This is a genomic window from Nonomuraea sp. NPDC003707 (assembly GCF_053587055.1).
This window is the reverse complement of record NZ_JBSFNK010000027.1, coordinates 1-16515: the sequence shown is the minus strand read 5'-3', so window position 1 is coordinate 16515 and position 16515 is coordinate 1. Positions and strand designations below refer to the sequence as shown.

Annotated in this window: 17 protein-coding genes and 2 pseudogenes; 9 read left to right on the top strand and 10 right to left on the bottom strand. The window is 70.2% G+C overall.

All coding sequences use genetic code 11. The annotated features are described in order from the left end of the window. Nucleotides 1-90 precede the first annotated feature (90 nt). From ACWDRB_RS46255 to ACWDRB_RS46245, 3 genes are all read right to left on the bottom strand, one after another. Nucleotides 91-1194 (bottom strand): hypothetical protein, encoded by a 1104-nt coding sequence (locus ACWDRB_RS46255; protein ID WP_449905177.1) that lies wholly within the window; start codon nt 1192-1194, stop codon nt 91-93. A 200-nt stretch (nt 1195-1394) separates the two neighbouring features. Then, nucleotides 1395-1907, bottom strand: a complete 513-nt coding sequence (locus tag ACWDRB_RS46250) for a hypothetical protein (protein ID WP_449905175.1) — start codon at nt 1905-1907, stop codon at nt 1395-1397. After that, nucleotides 1904-2689, bottom strand: coding sequence for a MerR family transcriptional regulator (locus ACWDRB_RS46245; protein WP_449905173.1), 786 nt, complete (start codon nt 2687-2689; stop codon nt 1904-1906). The genes ACWDRB_RS46250 and ACWDRB_RS46245 overlap by 4 nt, the downstream gene beginning before the upstream one ends. Nucleotides 2690-2778: 89 nt before the next feature. On the opposite strand from ACWDRB_RS46245, the gene ACWDRB_RS46240 reads away from it, so the two are divergent. Beyond that, on the top strand, nt 2779-3093 hold the full coding sequence (locus tag ACWDRB_RS46240; protein WP_350736441.1) for an ArsR/SmtB family transcription factor: 315 nt from the start codon (nt 2779-2781) through the stop codon (nt 3091-3093). Next, nucleotides 3090-3890, top strand: coding sequence for an SRPBCC domain-containing protein (locus ACWDRB_RS46235; RefSeq protein ID WP_449905171.1), 801 nt, complete (start codon nt 3090-3092; stop codon nt 3888-3890). The genes ACWDRB_RS46240 and ACWDRB_RS46235 overlap by 4 nt, the downstream gene beginning before the upstream one ends. Nucleotides 3891-3946: 56 nt before the next feature. Here ACWDRB_RS46235 and ACWDRB_RS46230 read toward each other — a convergent pair whose 3' ends face one another. The 5 genes from ACWDRB_RS46230 to ACWDRB_RS46210 all read right to left on the bottom strand — a co-directional run bounded on the left by ACWDRB_RS46230 (nt 3947) and on the right by ACWDRB_RS46210 (nt 10193). Further along, nucleotides 3947-4999, bottom strand: a complete 1053-nt coding sequence (locus ACWDRB_RS46230; protein ID WP_449905169.1) for a DUF4037 domain-containing protein — start codon at nt 4997-4999, stop codon at nt 3947-3949. A gap of 88 nt (nt 5000-5087) precedes the next feature. Further along, nucleotides 5088-5834 (bottom strand): GNAT family N-acetyltransferase, encoded by a 747-nt coding sequence (locus ACWDRB_RS46225; protein ID WP_449905167.1) that lies wholly within the window; start codon nt 5832-5834, stop codon nt 5088-5090. A gap of 6 nt (nt 5835-5840) precedes the next feature. Continuing rightward, on the bottom strand, nt 5841-7271 hold the full coding sequence (gene purB, locus ACWDRB_RS46220; protein ID WP_449905165.1) for an adenylosuccinate lyase: 1431 nt from the start codon (nt 7269-7271) through the stop codon (nt 5841-5843). A gap of 72 nt (nt 7272-7343) precedes the next feature. Further along, nucleotides 7344-9737 carry an ATP-binding cassette domain-containing protein gene (locus ACWDRB_RS46215; protein ID WP_449905163.1) on the bottom strand — a complete coding sequence of 798 codons (2394 nt, stop codon included), beginning with the start codon at nt 9735-9737 and terminating at the stop codon, nt 7344-7346. A gap of 99 nt (nt 9738-9836) precedes the next feature. Beyond that, entirely contained in the window at nt 9837-10193 is a 357-nt protein-coding gene (locus ACWDRB_RS46210; RefSeq protein ID WP_449905161.1) for a VOC family protein, read from the bottom strand. Nucleotides 10194-10363: 170 nt separating this feature from the next. Between ACWDRB_RS46210 and ACWDRB_RS46205 the strand changes: the two genes are divergently transcribed. The 3 genes from ACWDRB_RS46205 (at nt 10364) to ACWDRB_RS46195 (ending at nt 12318) form a co-directional block, all read left to right on the top strand. Further along, nucleotides 10364-10738 (top strand): helix-turn-helix transcriptional regulator, encoded by a 375-nt coding sequence (locus tag ACWDRB_RS46205; protein WP_449905470.1) that lies wholly within the window; start codon nt 10364-10366, stop codon nt 10736-10738. Between the two features lie 10 nt (nt 10739-10748). Beyond that, nucleotides 10749-11165 (top strand): VOC family protein, encoded by a 417-nt coding sequence (locus ACWDRB_RS46200; RefSeq protein WP_350736462.1) that lies wholly within the window; start codon nt 10749-10751, stop codon nt 11163-11165. A 124-nt stretch (nt 11166-11289) separates the two neighbouring features. Further along, nucleotides 11290-12318 carry a methyltransferase gene (locus ACWDRB_RS46195; RefSeq protein WP_449905159.1) on the top strand — a complete coding sequence of 343 codons (1029 nt, stop codon included), beginning with the start codon at nt 11290-11292 and terminating at the stop codon, nt 12316-12318. A gap of 176 nt (nt 12319-12494) precedes the next feature. Here ACWDRB_RS46195 and ACWDRB_RS46190 read toward each other — a convergent pair whose 3' ends face one another. Both ACWDRB_RS46190 and ACWDRB_RS46185 read right to left on the bottom strand, forming a co-directional pair. Next, a complete protein-coding gene (locus tag ACWDRB_RS46190; RefSeq protein ID WP_449905158.1) occupies nt 12495-13058 on the bottom strand; it encodes a dihydrofolate reductase family protein in 564 nt (187 codons plus the stop codon). Between the two features lie 81 nt (nt 13059-13139). Continuing rightward, nucleotides 13140-13568 carry a helix-turn-helix domain-containing protein gene (locus ACWDRB_RS46185; RefSeq protein ID WP_449905156.1) on the bottom strand — a complete coding sequence of 143 codons (429 nt, stop codon included), beginning with the start codon at nt 13566-13568 and terminating at the stop codon, nt 13140-13142. 773 nt (nt 13569-14341) lie between these two features. On the opposite strand from ACWDRB_RS46185, the gene ACWDRB_RS46180 reads away from it, so the two are divergent. From ACWDRB_RS46180 to ACWDRB_RS46165, 4 genes and pseudogenes are all read left to right on the top strand, one after another. Then, the gene (locus ACWDRB_RS46180) at nt 14342-14782 is read left to right on the top strand and encodes a YybH family protein (protein WP_449905154.1); all 441 of its coding nucleotides are present in this window, start codon (nt 14342-14344) and stop codon (nt 14780-14782) included. Nucleotides 14783-14844: 62 nt separating this feature from the next. Continuing rightward, nucleotides 14845-15408, top strand: coding sequence for a YceI family protein (locus tag ACWDRB_RS46175; RefSeq protein ID WP_449905152.1), 564 nt, complete (start codon nt 14845-14847; stop codon nt 15406-15408). Nucleotides 15409-15532: 124 nt separating this feature from the next. After that, a pseudogene (locus ACWDRB_RS46170) lies at nt 15533-15682 on the top strand (FAD-dependent oxidoreductase); the annotation flags it as partial. A 100-nt stretch (nt 15683-15782) separates the two neighbouring features. Further along, nucleotides 15783-16424, top strand: a pseudogene (locus ACWDRB_RS46165) (NAD(P)/FAD-dependent oxidoreductase); the annotation flags it as partial. Nucleotides 16425-16515: the final 91 nt, after the last annotated feature.

Sequence of the window (16515 nt, the reverse complement as noted above, 5' to 3'; positions counted from 1 at the left end):
CGTTCCTCGCATCCAGCTGGTTATCCGTACGCTTCCAACGTGCCTCACAACACCACGCCAAGAAGAGGTGAAAAATACCCTTATAGGTACCTACGTCTGGTAGGTACCTAGTGTCGTCAGCGCCTCCCGGCCCTCATCCCACCGCCACCGCACATCACGGCCACTCAGGTGCACCCCGCCGATCCAGCGGTCCACGCCGTTCAGCCGCACATGATCCTCCTCACCCGCCAGCACCCGGGCGCCCACGGCGGTCAGACCCACCACCGTCGCCCCTCCGACCGGCCCACCGGCGGGCCGAAGATCCAGCAGCGGATACGGCGCCCCCGCCAGACGATCCATCATCGCGAAACACCACGTGTCCCCCAGATACCGGCGCGCCTCCCGGGCCGTCGCCCGCACGAAGACGTCCCCGGCCGAACCCTCCCGCGCCGCGGCGGCCAGGACCCGACGCTCGGTGAGGGAGAGCCCGTCACGGGTGGAGGGATACTCCCGGCACAGACGCTCGAACGCCTCACCCAGGAAACGCAACTCACCGGAACGGACCGCCGCGATACCCGGCAGACCCTCCGGCGTCGGAGCGCGAAAAGCCGCCCACGCCCGGGTCGCCAACTCCAGCGCCGCCGGCGACAACCTCGCGCACGCCCGCGTCGACGGCAACTCCCGCAACTGCTCCGCACGCAACTCACCCAAGCCGCCGAACCGCGCGATGCCAGGATGCTCCCCGATACAGATCAACGTGACAGCCTCGGCCGGCACCCCCAACTCCGCCAGCCAGGCCAGAATCTCCACGATCTGCAACTGATCGTACAGATCAGCCTCGAACCACAGCACATACTCGCCGCCCCGGTTGGCCTCCACCGCCGCATCCCGCTCCACGAACATCCGCAGCCCCTCACCGCGGTCATCGGCGCCCGCCCCCACCAGGAACGCGGCCCTGACCCGGCGCAGCTCCTCCCGCCCCACCGCCGGAACCGGCCCCTCGTGCAGCACATCCCGCCAGAACACGATGCGCCGGGCCAGCCCCGTGCCCGCCAGATCGGTGCCGTCACCGTTACTGATGTGCAGCGCCCCCAGCCAGTCCTGCTCGGCCGCAGGCTGCTCGCCCAGGAGCCGGCGGCGCGCCACCGCGTACGACTCACCGGTCTTGGCCATACGGGCACGCACCCGCCGCTTGAAATCCGCCTGCTTGGTCATGAACATCTCCCGAACGCCGCCGCGGCGCCCCCAGCGACCGGCGCGGCAGACGCACGACCAACCGGCAGATCCTCCGTCCGAGAGGTGAACCTCCCTTTGCCTCCATCAGATGACCCGGCCGGGGCGGGCAGCCGGAGGTTGGGCGGGGACGGCCGCCACCGGCCATGCTAACCCCGCCCCACCGGCCCCCGCGAGACCCCTCAGCCCGAACGCACCGGCTGACGCAGCACCGTACGCGGCTCCGGATCATCGAACGCCGTCAAATACACCTCATGATGCAGCCCATGGGGCACCAGCCCCCGCTCCGCCATGAACGCCTCCATCACCGCCAACGACCGATACTCCTCACTGAACGCGCCCACATGCAGCACCTCCACACACTCACCCTCCGTGAACGTCACCACCCGCACCCGATCCACCGCCGCCCCCGACGAACGCGCACCCTCCCGCGCCCGCTCCACCAGCCCCGCCTCCGGCACCCCCGCCAGCGGCAGCAGCAGATGCCAGCGCCACAACTCCCGCGGCACCTCCAGCCCCGGACGCTCGTCCTCCACGAACCACAACCCCTCCAACGGCCCCGCCGGGCCGCCCATCCCCGCCGCCACCGCATACAGCGCGCCGATGGCCGACACGTGCTCACTCCCGCCCGGCTCACCCATGCCCGTCACATTCAGGCAGGTCACCGGACCGTACGTGACCAGCTCAGGATTCATGACTCCTCCACACAGATCATCAGATGCGTAACGAGATACTCAGGCGAGGTCACAGCCGGATCCGACACGTACACCTCGCGAATCGGCCCCCGAACCGCACACCGGCGCTCGCCACACCAGGCCAGCACCGCATGCGCCGTCAGAGACATCTGGTCATAAGGCCCCACATGCGTCGCACAGGCGAACCTGCCCCCCGGCAACACCCGCACCGGCGCACCCCCACCGCCCTCCCCGTCCCCGAGCACCCGGGCGGCCTCCACGTCGAACACCTCACCGAAATCCACCGGGAACAACCCGATCAGCTGAACCGGCCCGGCAGGCCCCAGCAGACGCGACAACGCCGCCGACGCCGCCCGCCCCACATCCTCCGGCCCCGCCGCCCGCTCGGTCGCCACCGCCACCCGCCGCGCCGGCTCCTCCACCACCCGCACCGGCACCGACGGCAACCCCTGCGCCATCACCCGCTCCAGCGACGCGAGCGTACGACGCCGCCGCGCCAGCTCCGCCTCCAACTCCTCCCTGACCCCTTCAAGCGCCTGCGCCCCGCCCGCCAGCACCTCACCCACCACCGCCAGCGGCACATCCAGCGACCGCAGCAACGCGATCGACAACGCCACCCGAGCCTGCGACGCCCGGTAAAACCGGTAACCCGTCACCGCGTCCACCTGCGCCGGCCGCAACAACCCCAGCTCGTCATAGTGACGCAACTGCTTCACACTCAACCGCCCCAACCGGGCGAACTGCCCGATCGGCAGCAACTCCTCGTCCACGCCGACCAGCATGGACCCTCCCACCGAGGGAGAGTCCAGCCCGCTCCACGACCAATACATGCCCTTGCAGGCATATAGCCAAGCGGGTATATTAACGAGCCATGCGCTTCGACGTGCTCGCGGAACCCGCCCGCCGCCACATCCTCGACCTCCTCCTCGAACGCCCCCGCCTCGTCAGCGAACTCACCACCCACCTCGGCCTCACCCAACCCGGCACCTCCAAACACCTCCGAGTCCTGCGCGAAGCCGGCCTCGTCACCGTCCGCAAAGACGCCCAACGCCGCTGGTACGAACTCCGCCCCGCCCCCCTCGCCGAAATCGACGCCTGGCTCACCCCCTACCGCAAACTCTGGAACCACAGCCTCGACCGACTCGAACACCACCTCGACACCATGGAAGAGGAAGACGACCGATGAACGAAAACCTCACCATCCACCCCGACGGCCGCACCACCCTGCGCATGCAACGCCGCCTCCCCCACCCACCCGAAAAGGTCTGGCGCGCCATCACCCAGCCCGAACACCTCGCCCACTGGTTCCCCGCCACCATCACCATCCACGGCGACCGCATCAACTACGGCTTCGGACCCGACGGCCACATCACCGAGAACAACCCACCCCACACCTACGCCCACACCTGGGGCGAGGACGAACTCCGCTGGGAAATCCACCCCGACGGCCCCCGCGCCAGCATCCTCACCTTCACCCACACCTTCACCGACCACCACGGCGCCGCCAGCTTCGCCTCCGGCTGGCACACCTGCCTCATGGCCCTGCTCCACACCCTCGACGAACGCCCCGCCCAGCAACCAGCCGACAAGCAACCCGCCGAGTTCGCCCGCCTCCACGAGGACTACGTCGCCATCCTCGGCCTCGTCCCCGCCACCGCCGCAAACGGCGACGTACGCGTCGAACGCCAGCTCACCCGCCCCGCCGAAGACGTCTGGCACCTGCTCAACGGCGACGACGCCACCCCCGGCGACCCCCCGCCCGCCCCCTTCACCGCACCCGGCCTCCGACCCGGGCCGGTCACCCGCGCCGAGAGCGCCAAACTCCTCGAATACAACACCCCGACCGGCCCCGTCCGCTGGGAGCTCACCCAGGGCACCGGCCAGGGCGCCCGGCTCATCGTCACCCACACCGGCGACACCACCACCCTCGACGCCTGGCGCATCCACGTCGAGGAGCTGGCTTCCGCCCTGGTGGATCTGTGATTTTCAAAGGGTGAAGAGGGCGGTGCAACCACCCACGCCCTTTACAATGTAGATCACTAACCTTGGATTCCGAGAACCGCCGCCGTCATGGCCCGCGCCCGCCCCGGCGCCGTCAGCAGGTCCGTCGAATCCGACAGCTGATCCACGCATCCCACCAGGGGCAACCCCCTGATCACCGGGTCGGACACCGACTCCAGCAGCGCCTGCGCGAACCGGTCCCCGCCGATCACCTCGAACGGCCGGTCGAAGAACCCCCGTACCCGCTCATCCAGCCGCTCGGCCAGCCCCACCCGGTTCTGCAGCGCCGCCACCCGCGCGTACGCCCCCGACAACCCCTCCTGCCGCTCCCGCCAGGAGCGCGCCGCCACCGCCGCCCCCAGGCACTCCCCCAGCTCCGTCGAGCCCGGCATGCGCGCCAGCGCGCTGCCGAGCCATTTCGCGTACGGCGGGTAGCGCCGCCGCAACAGCAGCGCCAGCCGCATCACCTCCCGCGCCAGCCGCGCCCCCACCACGGCCGAGCCCAGCTCATCGCCCACCTCGCCACATCGGCCCGGGAACGGCTCCTCCTGCGCGATCCGCCGCCACTGACACGCCAGCACATACCGCCACACATCCCCCGGATACCAGCGCAACGCCGCCCGGGCCGTCTCCAGCCCGCCCCCGGGAACGGCGGCCTCCAGCCCGTCGTGGAACACCTCGCCCCGCGTCACCTCGGCCAGGCTCTGCCACGGTGCCGACAACCAGTCCAGCAGCGACACCCCCTCACGCGGATCGAAACCCAGCCGCTCCACCAGCCACGACCCCAGCTCCGTCACCGCCACCCCGGGCTGCACGCTGCCGTGATAGCCGAACACGGTCGGAAAACCGCCGAACCGCTCCGGCAGTCCCGCCACCACCTTCGCCCGCACCTCGGGCGCCATCCCGGGCGCCACGAACACCAGCACCCGCGGTCCCCAGTCATGATCGGCCGAGCGGGCCGTGTCGAACTCCAGCACCTCCGACCCCGGCCCGATCAACGCCGCACTGTGCGCGACCCCGGACACCAAAGGCGCCACCACCTCGCCGTAGAAGGCGCGGGACAACTCGATACCTGGTACAAAATCGGACATCACGCCGTCAACTCTGCCCCAGCGCCGCCCGAACCTCACCCGATTTTCCCGGCGCCCGCCCTGGAGTCAGCCGGGGGTCAGCCGGGGGTCAGCCAGGGAGCCAGCCGGCCACGTGAGAGGCCATCACCCGCCGGCGCCGGTAGCCGATCCGCTCATAGACCGTGACGGCCGCCACGTTGCCGTCGTCGACCATCAGCGCCGCCCGCCCGTAGGCGGCCAGCAACTCCGCCGACGCCCACCGGCACACCCGATCGGCCAGCCCACGCCCCCGCAGGCCCGCCTTCGTCGCCACCCCGGCCAGCAGCCCCACGCTGGGCGCCGGCCAGGCGTCGGCCGCCACCGCCGCCAGCTCGCCGCCGACGTGCACCCCGGCCCACCGCCGCACCCCGGCGATGCCGGGCACCGCGTACGAATCGGGCGCATCAGCCGCCAGCAGCGCCGCGACCTCGTCCTCGTCCTCCGGCTCCAGCCAGCCCACCCCGCCGGGAGCGGGGCCGTCCAGCGCCGGCAGGCTCATCCAGGAGAACGTCCCGGACTCGCGCAGGCCGTCGAGCTTGGCCGTCACCTCGCGTAGCAGCTCCAGCTCCCCGAACGGCCGGTAGGAGGGCCCCAGCTCGGCCAGCGCGTACCCGACCAGCTCCACCGCGTCCGAGGCCGCACCCCACACGCCCAGCCGGTCGCGGCGCGAGGCCCCTGGGCCGGCGGCCACCACCGCCCCGCCCAGCGCCCACGCCCGCGCGCCGCCGCGCAGCCCCTGCGCCACCCACACCAGCAGGTCGTCGTCACCGCACGCGGCGCGCACCTCGGCGTCGTGGCGTAACTCCCGTATCGCCACAGCTCGTTACAGGATGGCGCCGGGCCGGTAGGCCGCCGCCTCCGGGTGCGCCGTCACGACCTCGCCCACCTGCCGGGCCACGGCCTCCACCTGGTCGGCGGCCGCGCCGGTGAACGACACCTGGTCGGCCAGCAGCGCCTCCAACCGGGGCCGGTCCAGCGGGAAGCGGGTGTCGGCCGCCAGCAGGTCGAGCAGCTCGTTGCCGGCGCCGCGCGAGCGCATCGCCAGCGCCGCCCCCACCGCGTGCTCCTTGATCAGCTCGTGCGCGCTCTCCCGGCCCACCCCGGCCCGCACCGCCGCCATGAGCATCTTCGTCGTGGCCAGGAACGGCAGATAGCGGTCCAGCTCGGCGGCGATGACCGCCGGGAAGGCGCCGAACTCGTCCAGCACCGTCAGCATCGTCTCCACCAGCCCGTCGAAGGCGAAGAACGCGTCCGGCAGCGCCACCCGGCGCACCACCGAGCACGACACGTCACCCTCGTTCCACTGGTCGCCCGCCAGCTCGCCCGCCATCGAGGCGTACCCCCGCAGCACCACGGCCAGGCCGTTGACGCGCTCGCAGGAGCGGGTGTTCATCTTGTGGGGCATCGCCGACGAGCCGACCTGCCCCTCCTTGAACCCCTCGGTGACCAGCTCGTGCCCGGCCATCAGCCGGATCGTCTTGGCCAGCGACGACGGCGCCGCCGCCAGCTGCACCAGCGCCGTCACCACCTCGAAGTCCAGCGAACGCGGATAAACCTGCCCCACGCTGGTGAAGCGGTGCGCGAACCCCAGGTGCGCGGCCACCTTCTCCTCCAGCTCGGCCAGCTTGCCCAGGTCGCCGCCCAGAAGATCGAGCATGTCCTGCGCGGTGCCCACCGGCCCCTTGATCCCGCGCAGCGGGTAGCGGCCGATCAGCTCCTCCAGCCGCCGGTAGGCCACCAGCAGCTCGTCGGCCGCCGACGCGAAACGCTTGCCCAGCGTGGTCGCCTGCGCCGCCACGTTGTGCGAACGCCCGGCGACCACCGTGGCCTTGTGCTCCTCGGCCAGCGACGCCAGGCACCCCAGCAACGCCACCACCCGGTCACGCACCAGCAGCAGGCTGTCACGGATCTGCAACTGCTCGACGTTCTCGGTCAGGTCACGCGAGGTCATCCCCTTGTGCACCTGCTCGTGCCCGGCAAGCGCGTTGAACTCCTCGATGCGCGCCTTCACGTCGTGCCGCGTCACCCGCTCACGCGCCGCGATCGACTCCACGTCGACCTGCTCGACCACCTTCTCGTAGTCGTCGACCGCGCCCTGCGGGACCGTCACCCCCAGCTCGGCCTGCGCCCGCAACACCGCCAGCCACAACCGCCGCTCAGCGATGATCTTGTACTCGGGGGACCACAGGCGGGCCAGGTCCGGCGAGGCATAGCGCGAGGCCAGGACATTCGGGATACGCGGCTTGGACGTCACGTCGGACAAGTCTATTCACACGCCCGCGCCCGCACGGCACCAGGCCACGCGAGCGCCGCGATCACGCCCTGACTAGAAGGCGCCGACGTAGGCCGCCAGGTGCTCACCGGTGAGGGTGGAGCGGGCCGCGACGAGATCGGCGGGCGTGCCCTCGAACACGATCCGGCCGCCATCGTGACCGGCGCCCGGGCCGAGATCGATGATCCAGTCGGCGTGCGCCATGACCGCCTGGTGGTGCTCGATGACGATGACCGACTTGCCGGAGTCGACCAGCCGGTCCAGCAGGCCGAGCAACTGCTCGACGTCCGCCAGGTGCAGGCCTGTCGTCGGCTCGTCCAGAACGTACACGCCGCCCTTGTCGGCCATGCGGGTGGCCAGCTTGAGCCGCTGCCGCTCGCCGCCGGACAGCGTGGTGAGCGGCTGGCCGAGGCTCACATAGCCGAGCCCGACGTCGGCGAGCCGGCCGAGGATGGCGTGCGCGGCCGGTGTACGCGCCTCACCGGCGCCGAAGAACTCCTCGGCTTCGGCCACCGGCATCGCCAGCACCTCGCTGATGTCGCGGCCGCCGAGGCGGTGCTCCAGCACCGAGGCCTGGAACCGCTTGCCGTCACACTCCTCGCACACCGTGGAGACGCCCGCCATCATCGCCAGATCGGTGAAGATGACGCCGGCGCCGTTGCACGCGGGGCAGGCGCCCTCGGAGTTGGCGCTGAACAGCGCCGGCTTCACCCCGTTGGCCTTCGCGAACGCCTTGCGGATCGGGTCGAGCAGGCCGGTGTAGGTCGCCGGGTTGCTGCGCCGCGAGCCGCGGATGGCACCCTGGTCGATCGACACCACACCCGCGCCGGCCGGGATCGACCCGTGCACCAGCGAGCTCTTGCCGGAGCCGGCGACACCGGTGACGACGGCCAGCACCCCGAGGGGGATGTCCACGTCGACCTCGCGCAGGTTGTTCGCGCTCGCGCCGCGGATCTCCAGCGTGCCGGTGGGCTTGCGCACGCTCTCCTTGAGGGCGGCCCGGTCGTCGAGGTGGCGGCCGGTGACGGTGCCGCTGGCCCGCAGCCCCTCCACGGTGCCCTCGAAGCAGACGGTGCCGCCCGCCGTACCGGCGCCGGGGCCCAGGTCGACGACGTGGTCGGCGATCGCGATCGCCTCCGGCTTGTGCTCCACGACGAGCACCGTGTTGCCCTTGTCGCGCAGCCGGCGCAGCAGGTCGTTCATCCGCTGGATGTCGTGAGGGTGCAGGCCGATGGTGGGCTCGTCGAAGACGTAGGTGGTGTCGGTGAGCGAGGAGCCGAGGTGGCGGATCATCTTGACCCGCTGCGCCTCGCCGCCCGACAGCGTGCCCGCCGGCCGCTCCAGCGACAGGTAGCCCAGCCCGATCTCCACGAACGACTCCAGCGTGCGCAGCAGCATCGCCAGCAGCGGCGCCACCGACGGCTCCTCAAGGCCGCGAATCCATTCGGCCAGGTCGCTGATCTGCATCGAGCACGCGTCGGCGATGTTGACGCCGTCGATCCGCGAGGAGCGGGCCGCCTCGCTGAGCCGGGTGCCGTCGCACTCGGGGCAGGTGGTGAAGGTCACCGCCCGGTCCACGAACTCGCGGATGTGCGGCTGCATCGCCTCCCGGTCCTTGGACAGGAACGACTTCTGGATCTTGGGGATCAGCCCCTCGAAGGTGAGGTTCACGCCCTCGACCTTCACCTTGGTCGGCTCCCGGTAGAGGAAGTCCTGCATCTCCTTCTTGGTGAAGTCGCGGATCGGCTTGTCCGGGTCGAGCAGGCCGGACTCGGCGTAGACCCGCACGGTGAAGAAGCTGTCGGACTTCCAGCCCGGGATGGTGAACGCGCCCTCGGCCAGCGACTTGGAGTCGTCGTAGAGCTGGGTGAGGTCGATGTCGGAGACCGCGCCCCGGCCTTCGCAGCGCGTGCACATGCCGCCGGTGCGGGTGAAGGTCTGCACCTCCGTCTTCTTGGCGCCGCGCTCGACGGTGATCGCGCCGCTCGCCCGTACCGAGGGGACGTTGAAGGAGAAGGCGTTGGGCGAGCCGATGTGCGGCCGCCCGAGCCGGCTGAACAGGATGCGCAGCATCGCGTTGGCGTCGGTGGCGGTGCCGACCGTGGAGCGGGGGTCGGCGCCCATGCGCTGCTGGTCGACGATGATCGCGGTGGTCAGCCCGTCCAGCACGTCGACCTCGGGCCGCGCCAGCGTCGGCATGAAGCCCTGCACGAACGTGCTGTACGTCTCGTTGATCATCCGCTGCGACTCCGCGGCGATCGTGTTGAACACCAGCGAGCTCTTGCCCGAGCCGGAGACCCCCGTGAACACCGTCAGCCGGCGCTTCGGGATCTCGATGCTGACGTCCTTGAGGTTGTTCTCGCGTGCGCCGTGCACGCGGATCAGATCGTGGCTGTCGGCAACGTGCGGCGCAGGCGACTGCGGGTCCGTCCTCGTGGCCTTGCTCATCGTCTCTCCATCTGTTGGGCAGGACCGCCTGGCTCGATCCGACCAGTTTCGAGCATTATGTCGAGTTTTGGTGTTTGTGCGGTCGGCGAGGACCGCCGCTCACTGGTCCTGAAGCAGCCCCAGCACGTTGCCATCGGGGTCGGTCACGGTGGCCACCAGACGGCCGCCGCCGACGTCGCGCACAGGGTCCTTCACGGTGGCACCGGCAGCGGTCACCTCGGCCAGCTTCGCCTCGATGTCCGGCACGTGCCAGTAGGCCACCGGCGAGCTCATCGCCTGCGGTCCACCGGCCGGCACCAGCCCGATGTGCTGGCCCGCGGCCTCGAAACCGACGTAGTAGGGCCCGTCGGCCACCGGCTCGACGCCCAGCAGGGCCGCGTACACCGCCTTGGCCTTCGCCAGGTCCGCCACCGGGTGCAGCACCGTCTTGATCCCCTGGGTGGAAGAGTCGCCCATGGTTCGCTCCTGTTCGAAAAGGTGAGGTCTGTGCTGGTCACGCTAGCCGCACCGTACCGATGCGCGCTTCTCCATTCCTGACCGGTCGCGCCCGGATCCTGTGAGAAACTGACCAGGTGAGACGGCAGGACCTCGACGATCTCGTCCGGCTGCGGCGGGCCCGCGACCGGATGGACCGCGACTACGCCGAGCCCCTCGACGTCCCGGCGCTGGCGCGTGACGCCCTGATGTCGTCGGGCCACTTCTCCCGCAGCTTCCGCGCCGCCTTCGGCGAGACGCCCTACAGCTACCTGATGACCCGCCGCATCGAGCGCGCCAAAGCACTGCTGCGGCGCGGCGACCTCTCCGTCACCGAGGTCTGCTTCGCGGTCGGCTGTACGTCACTCGGGTCGTTCAGCACCCGCTTCACCCAGCTGGTCGGCGAGAGCCCCAGTGCCTACCGGGCCCGCGACCACGACCGCGCCGCCGACATCCCCGCCTGCATGGCCAAGATCTACACGCGACCGGTCAGAAACGGAGAAGCGGGCCCCTCCGCCCGCCCATAAAGTGAAGCGCATGGACATCAAGCTCTCCACCTGCTTCATCGCCGTCGACGACCATGACAAGGCCCTCGCCTTCTACCGCGACGTCCTCGGTCTTGAGGTACGCAACGACGTCGGATACGAGGGAATGCGCTGGGTGACCATCGGGTCACCCTCCCAGCCGGACGTGGACATCGTCCTCGAACCACCACTCGCCGACCCCAACGCCTCACCGGCCGACAAACAGGCCATGGCCGAGCTGATGGCCAAAGGCCTGCTGCGCGGCATCATCTTCACGACGGACGACTGCGACGCCACCTTCGAGCGCATCAGCGCCGCGGGCGGCGAAGTGCTGCAGGAGCCGATGGACCAGTTCTACGGCGTCCGCGACTGCGCCTTCCGCGACCCCGCCGGCAACATGCTGCGCTTCAACCAGACCCTCGCCAAGTAAGCCCCGCGGAGCAGCACAGCCGCCCTATGTCGGTGCTTTGGGGGGTTGTACTTGCGCGGTCGGTTGCCCACAGCCCCACGCCCTTTACAATGTAGATTCGTAAGCTGGGGCGCATGATAAGCGCATGACGAGCGACGACACCCCCCTGGACGGGGCCGCCGCATGGCGGGCCCTGACGCCGCTGATGGACCTGATGACCCCCATGGCACTCCGGGTGGCCGTGACCCTGCGGCTGCCCGACCTGGTGGACGAGCACGGCTCCGACCTCCACGACCTGGCCGCCCGCGCCGGCGCCGACCCCGACGCGCTGGGCCGGGTGCTGCGCCACCTCGTCGGCCGCGGCGTGTTCACCGAGCCCCGGCCCGGCACGTTCGCGGCGAACGCGACCGCCGCCCTGCTGCGCCGCGACCACCCGTCCGCGGCGTGGCGGTGGCTGGACCTGGACGGGTTCGGCGGCCGGATGGACCTGGCCTTCACCGGCCTGCAGGACACGGTGCGGACCGGCCTGCCCGCCTGGCCGGCGGTGTTCGGAGCGCCGTTCTGGGACCACCTCGACGCCGACCCCGAGCTGAGCGCGTCCTTCGACGCGACGATGGCGGTCAACGCCGCGGGCCGCGAGCTGGCGGAGGGCTACGACTGGCCGGCGCTGGGCCGGGTGGCCGACGTCGGCGGCGGCACCGGCAGGCTGCTGGCCGAACTGCTGCTGCGCCACGACGGCCTGCGCGGTCTGCTGATCGACCTGCCGGACACCGTCTCACGCGGGCAGCGCTACCTGGCCGAGCACGGGCTGGCGGACCGGTGCGAGACGGTCGGGCGCAGCTTCTTCGACGAGCTGCCCACCGGCGCCGACGCGTACGTGCTCAACCGGGTGCTGCACGACTGGGCCGACGCCGAGGCGACCGCCATCCTGCGCCGCTGCGCCGGCGCCGCGGGCCCGCACGGGCGGGTGCTGATCCTCGAGTCGCCCAGCACCTCGGAGGTCGATCCGGCCATGTTCGCGGAGATGAACCTGCGGATGCTGGTCCTGACCGGCGGCCGGGAACGGACCGTCGACGACTACCGGACGCTGGCCGCGACCGCCGAACTGCGGGTCGCCGCCGTGCACGACATCCCACCGTGGCACACCGTCATCGAGTGCGTCCCCGCCACCTGACGATCCTCGCGCGCGGCCCGGATTGTCGGTGGCCTGTGCCAGAGTGGGCGCCATGCTCGCGATCACGGTGCAGACGGAGAACGGACAGCGGCACATCCGGGCCACCACGCAGGAGCTTGCCGACCTCGTCGGTTAGGCCGACGCGGAAGCCACCGGGCCCGTTGGCGGCGGCGGATTCAGGCGCGCTGCGGTTCGTAGTGCAGCGCGGCGATCCCGCAGTCGAACGGCCGGGCCGCGACCAGACGCAGCCGCTTGTAGTCGCCGGCGTCGCCGAACACCGGCATCCCGGAGCCGATGGCGACCGGGTTGACGAACAGGTGGAGCTCGTCGAGCAGCCCCTGGGCGATCAGGCTCGACACGAGCGTGCCACCACCATAGGCGATCATGTCGCCGCCCGGCCGGGCCTTGAGCCCGTTGACGATCTCGGCGAGGTCGCCGCCCGCGACCACGGCGTTCTCCCAGGGCGACTCGGTGAGGGTGTTGGAGATGACGACCTTGGGCGTGTCGTTCATCTTGTCGATGGACTTCTGGTCCTCACCCTCGGGCCCGGCCGCCCACGCCGGGATGAACCCCTCGGCGAGCCTGCGGCCCAGCACGATGCAGTCGACGGGGTCGGTGAGCGCGCCGATGTAGGCGTTGATGTCGTCGGTCCACGGGAAGTTCAGCCAGTCCATCTCGCCCTTCGGGCCGGCCATGTAGCCGTCGACGGTCATCTGGACCTGGAGTTTGAACGTGCGCACGAGGTGCTTCCTTCCGGGCCGGGGGGTGGTGATCCAGAGCGTAGCGGCGCGCCCGTACGACCCGCTCGAGATTCCCTCCGCTCAGACCAGGCACCCGTCCTGGCCCTGGTCGTGGAGCCCGGCCGCGCTCTCCACGATGCGCCGGTAGTCGGGGCACTGGGTGAAGTCGTCGGCCGTGCACCGCATGAGGTGCTCGATCAGCGCCTTGGACGCCGCGAGCTCCCGCTGACGTTCCTCCAGCTCGGCGTGATGGCGCTGGAGGAGCGCCTGGCGTTCGGCCAGGCCGTAGGCGCCGAGCATCTCCCGGATCTGCTCCAGGCTCATCCCGCCCGCCTTCGCACGGATGATCGTCAGGACGCGGATGACGTGGTCGCGGGTGTAGCGGCGGCGGCCGCTCACCCGGGCGGCCGGAGTCAGCAGGCCCATCGCCTCCCAGTGGCGCAGGACATGCGGCGCGAGATCGAACCGCTCGGCCAGCTCTCCGATCTGCATGAACTCGCTTGACTTCATGTCGACATTAACTTGCAGAGTTGTCTCCACGTCAAGCGATCATCGCTTTGGGAGGCAGAGATGTTCGACGCCGTCATCGTCGGCGCGGACCCGGCGGGCATGGCCGCGGCCCTGACCCTGGAGCGGGTCCACCGTGGGGTGCTCCCGTTCGACACCGCGCTGGGCCGCAACGCCCCGGCCGGCCACGTCCACGACTTCCTGACCCGGGACGGCACGCCGCCCGCCCGGCCCGCGCGGGGTGCGGGCGCTGTGGGGCCGCACCGCCTTCCACTGCCCGTACTGCCACGGCTACCGGTGCACCGGCAAGCACGTCGCGGTGACCGGCGCAGACCAGCGGCCTTCCTGGTGCAGTGGCGTGGTGTGGGGGGCATTGCGACCGTAGAGGACAGGCGCTTATGCCTTCAAAGACCGGCTTTGCCATGAACAGATAACTCGAAATGCATAGCCCCTCGCTGAGGGCCCGCATCCAGCTCGCCACCCCGCATTGGCTCACCCAAGGAGCGTTCGACGCAGAAGAGCTTGAGCTTGCCCGTGTCGTCAGCAGAGGGCCAGGCCGCTGCGATCGAACGGAGGCGCGCCCGGCTCGCCCTCTCCAGCCCAGCGGCGGTACGGCCGGGCGATGCGAAGCGCATCGCGGCCTGGCAGCACTCCATCATGCCACCCAGAACATAACGCCATAGCAATATTCATCTTAGACAAGATAACTCCAGAGCCATAGCGTCGGAGGTGTGAGAAGCCAAGGTTCCGCCGCAAAGGGAAGGGCTGGGGTAGCGATGCCCACGCAACGCGAGGTAGATGAAGCCAAGATCCGCCAGCTGGTCAGCAAGATCGTCGAAGGGCTCCAAGGCAAGGATCTCGAGGGTCTGAAGCGGCTTTACGCAACGGACATCGTGTCCTTCGACATCGAGCCGCCGCTCCAGCATGTGGGGATCGAGGCGAAGCTCAAGAACTGGGCGCCCGTGTTCACGTTCTTTGAGCGTGTGACTTATGAGGTTCGCGACCTGGCGCTCACCGTGGGCGATGATGTGGCGTTCGGGCACGCGTTCGCTCGTCTCAGCGGCACGCTGAAGAACGGGACGGCGACGAGCGGTATGTGGGTCAGGGTCACCTACTGCCTCCAGAAGATCGACGGCACCTGGTTGATCGTGCACGACCAGGTCTCGGTGCCGCTCGACATCTCCAGCGGCAAAGGCGTTGTCGATCTCGAGCCCTGATCCTGCCACCCCACTCCCGCCTGCGCCGCGTCGCCGCGGCACCCCATCCATGGAGGAACCCCATGATCCCCGTCCCCGCGACCGTCGAGATCCCGGGTTATCTGGTCGGCACCTGGAAAGCCGACCCGGTGCACTCCGAGATCGCCTTCACTGTCCGTCATCTCATGATCAGCAAGACGCGTGGCCGGTTCACCGCCTACGACGTCACGATCGTTACAAGCGAGGACCTGCTGGGCTCGTCGGTGGCCGCGACGATCGACCTCGCGTCCATCGACACCGGCCACGAAATGCGTGACAACCACCTGCGCACCGCCGACTATCTCGAGATCGACAAGTACCCGACGATGAGCTACCGCTCGACCGGCATCCGCCAGACCCGCGACGGTTGGGCCATCGACGGTGAGCTGACGTTGCACGGCGTCACGCGGCAGGTACCGCTGGCCGTCGAGGTGAACGGCTTCGGCTCCGACCAGTGGGGTGCACAGCGGGCCGGCTTTTCGGCGACCGCGGAGATCAACCGGCGCGACTTCGGCATTGACATCAGTACCCCGATGGAGGCCGGTGGCGTCGTGGTCGGCGACAAGGTGTCGATCAGCCTCGAGATCCAGGTCGTTCTCCAGAAGTGACCCGACCCGGACGGGCGGCCCGCAAGGCCCTCATCCGCCGATCGTGCGCTTCCGTGGTTTGACCGAGCGGGATCGGGACACCGCCGCACCGGTCCAGCGCCTCGTCGAGCTCAGGAGGATTGCCATGAGCGCCGATCCCGGCATCGTCATCATCGGAGCGAGCCTGGCCGGCGCGAAGGCCGCCCAGGCCCTGCGGCTCGACCACGGCTACGACGGGCCGATCACCCTCGTCGGCGACGAACCCCACCTGCCGTACCAGCGCCCTGCCCTGTCCAAGGGCTACCTCCTGGGCACCACCGGGCCCGGCGACCTCGACGTCCTGAAGCCGCAGTTCTACGCCGACCAGGACGTCATTCTGGCACTCGGCGGCCACCGCCACCGCCCTCGACCTGGACGCCCGGCGGGTACGGCTAGGCGACGGCACGGAGTTCCCCTTCGCCCGGGTGCTGATCGCCACCGCCGCCCGCCCGCGCCGCCTCCAGGTGCCGGGCGCCGATCTCGACGGCGTCCGCTACCTGCGCAACCGCGACGACAGCGAACACCTGGCCGCGGCCCTGCGCGCGGCCGGCAACGTCGTCGTCATCGGCGCCGGATGGCTCGGCTCCGAACTCGCGGCCGCGAGTCGTACCTTCGGCAACCACACCACCGTCATCGACCCCCTGCCCACACCGCTCTACCACGTGCTGGGCGACCGGATCGGGGGCCTCATCGCCCGCCGGCACCGCGACCACGGCGTGAACCTGCTCCTCGGCGACGGCGTCGAGGCCATCCTCGGCACGCGCTCGGTCGAAGCCGTCCAGACCATCACCGGACGGACGATCCCCGCCGACCTCGTCATCGCCGGCGTCGGCGCCACCCCCAACACCGAACTCGCCCAGGCAGCGGGACTGCACGTCGACGGCGGCATCCTCACCGACCAGCACCTGCGCACCTCGCACCCGGCCGCCGTGGCCGCCGGCGACGTCGCCCGCCACCGGCACCCGCGCTACCTGAACCCCGTACGGATCGAACACTAGACGAGTAAGTCCGAAGTTCTTGGGCGGTAGCCACCAATGGGGAAGGGCCTCGTTGATCGTTTTGTGACGAACGACATCGAGACCCTTCTTA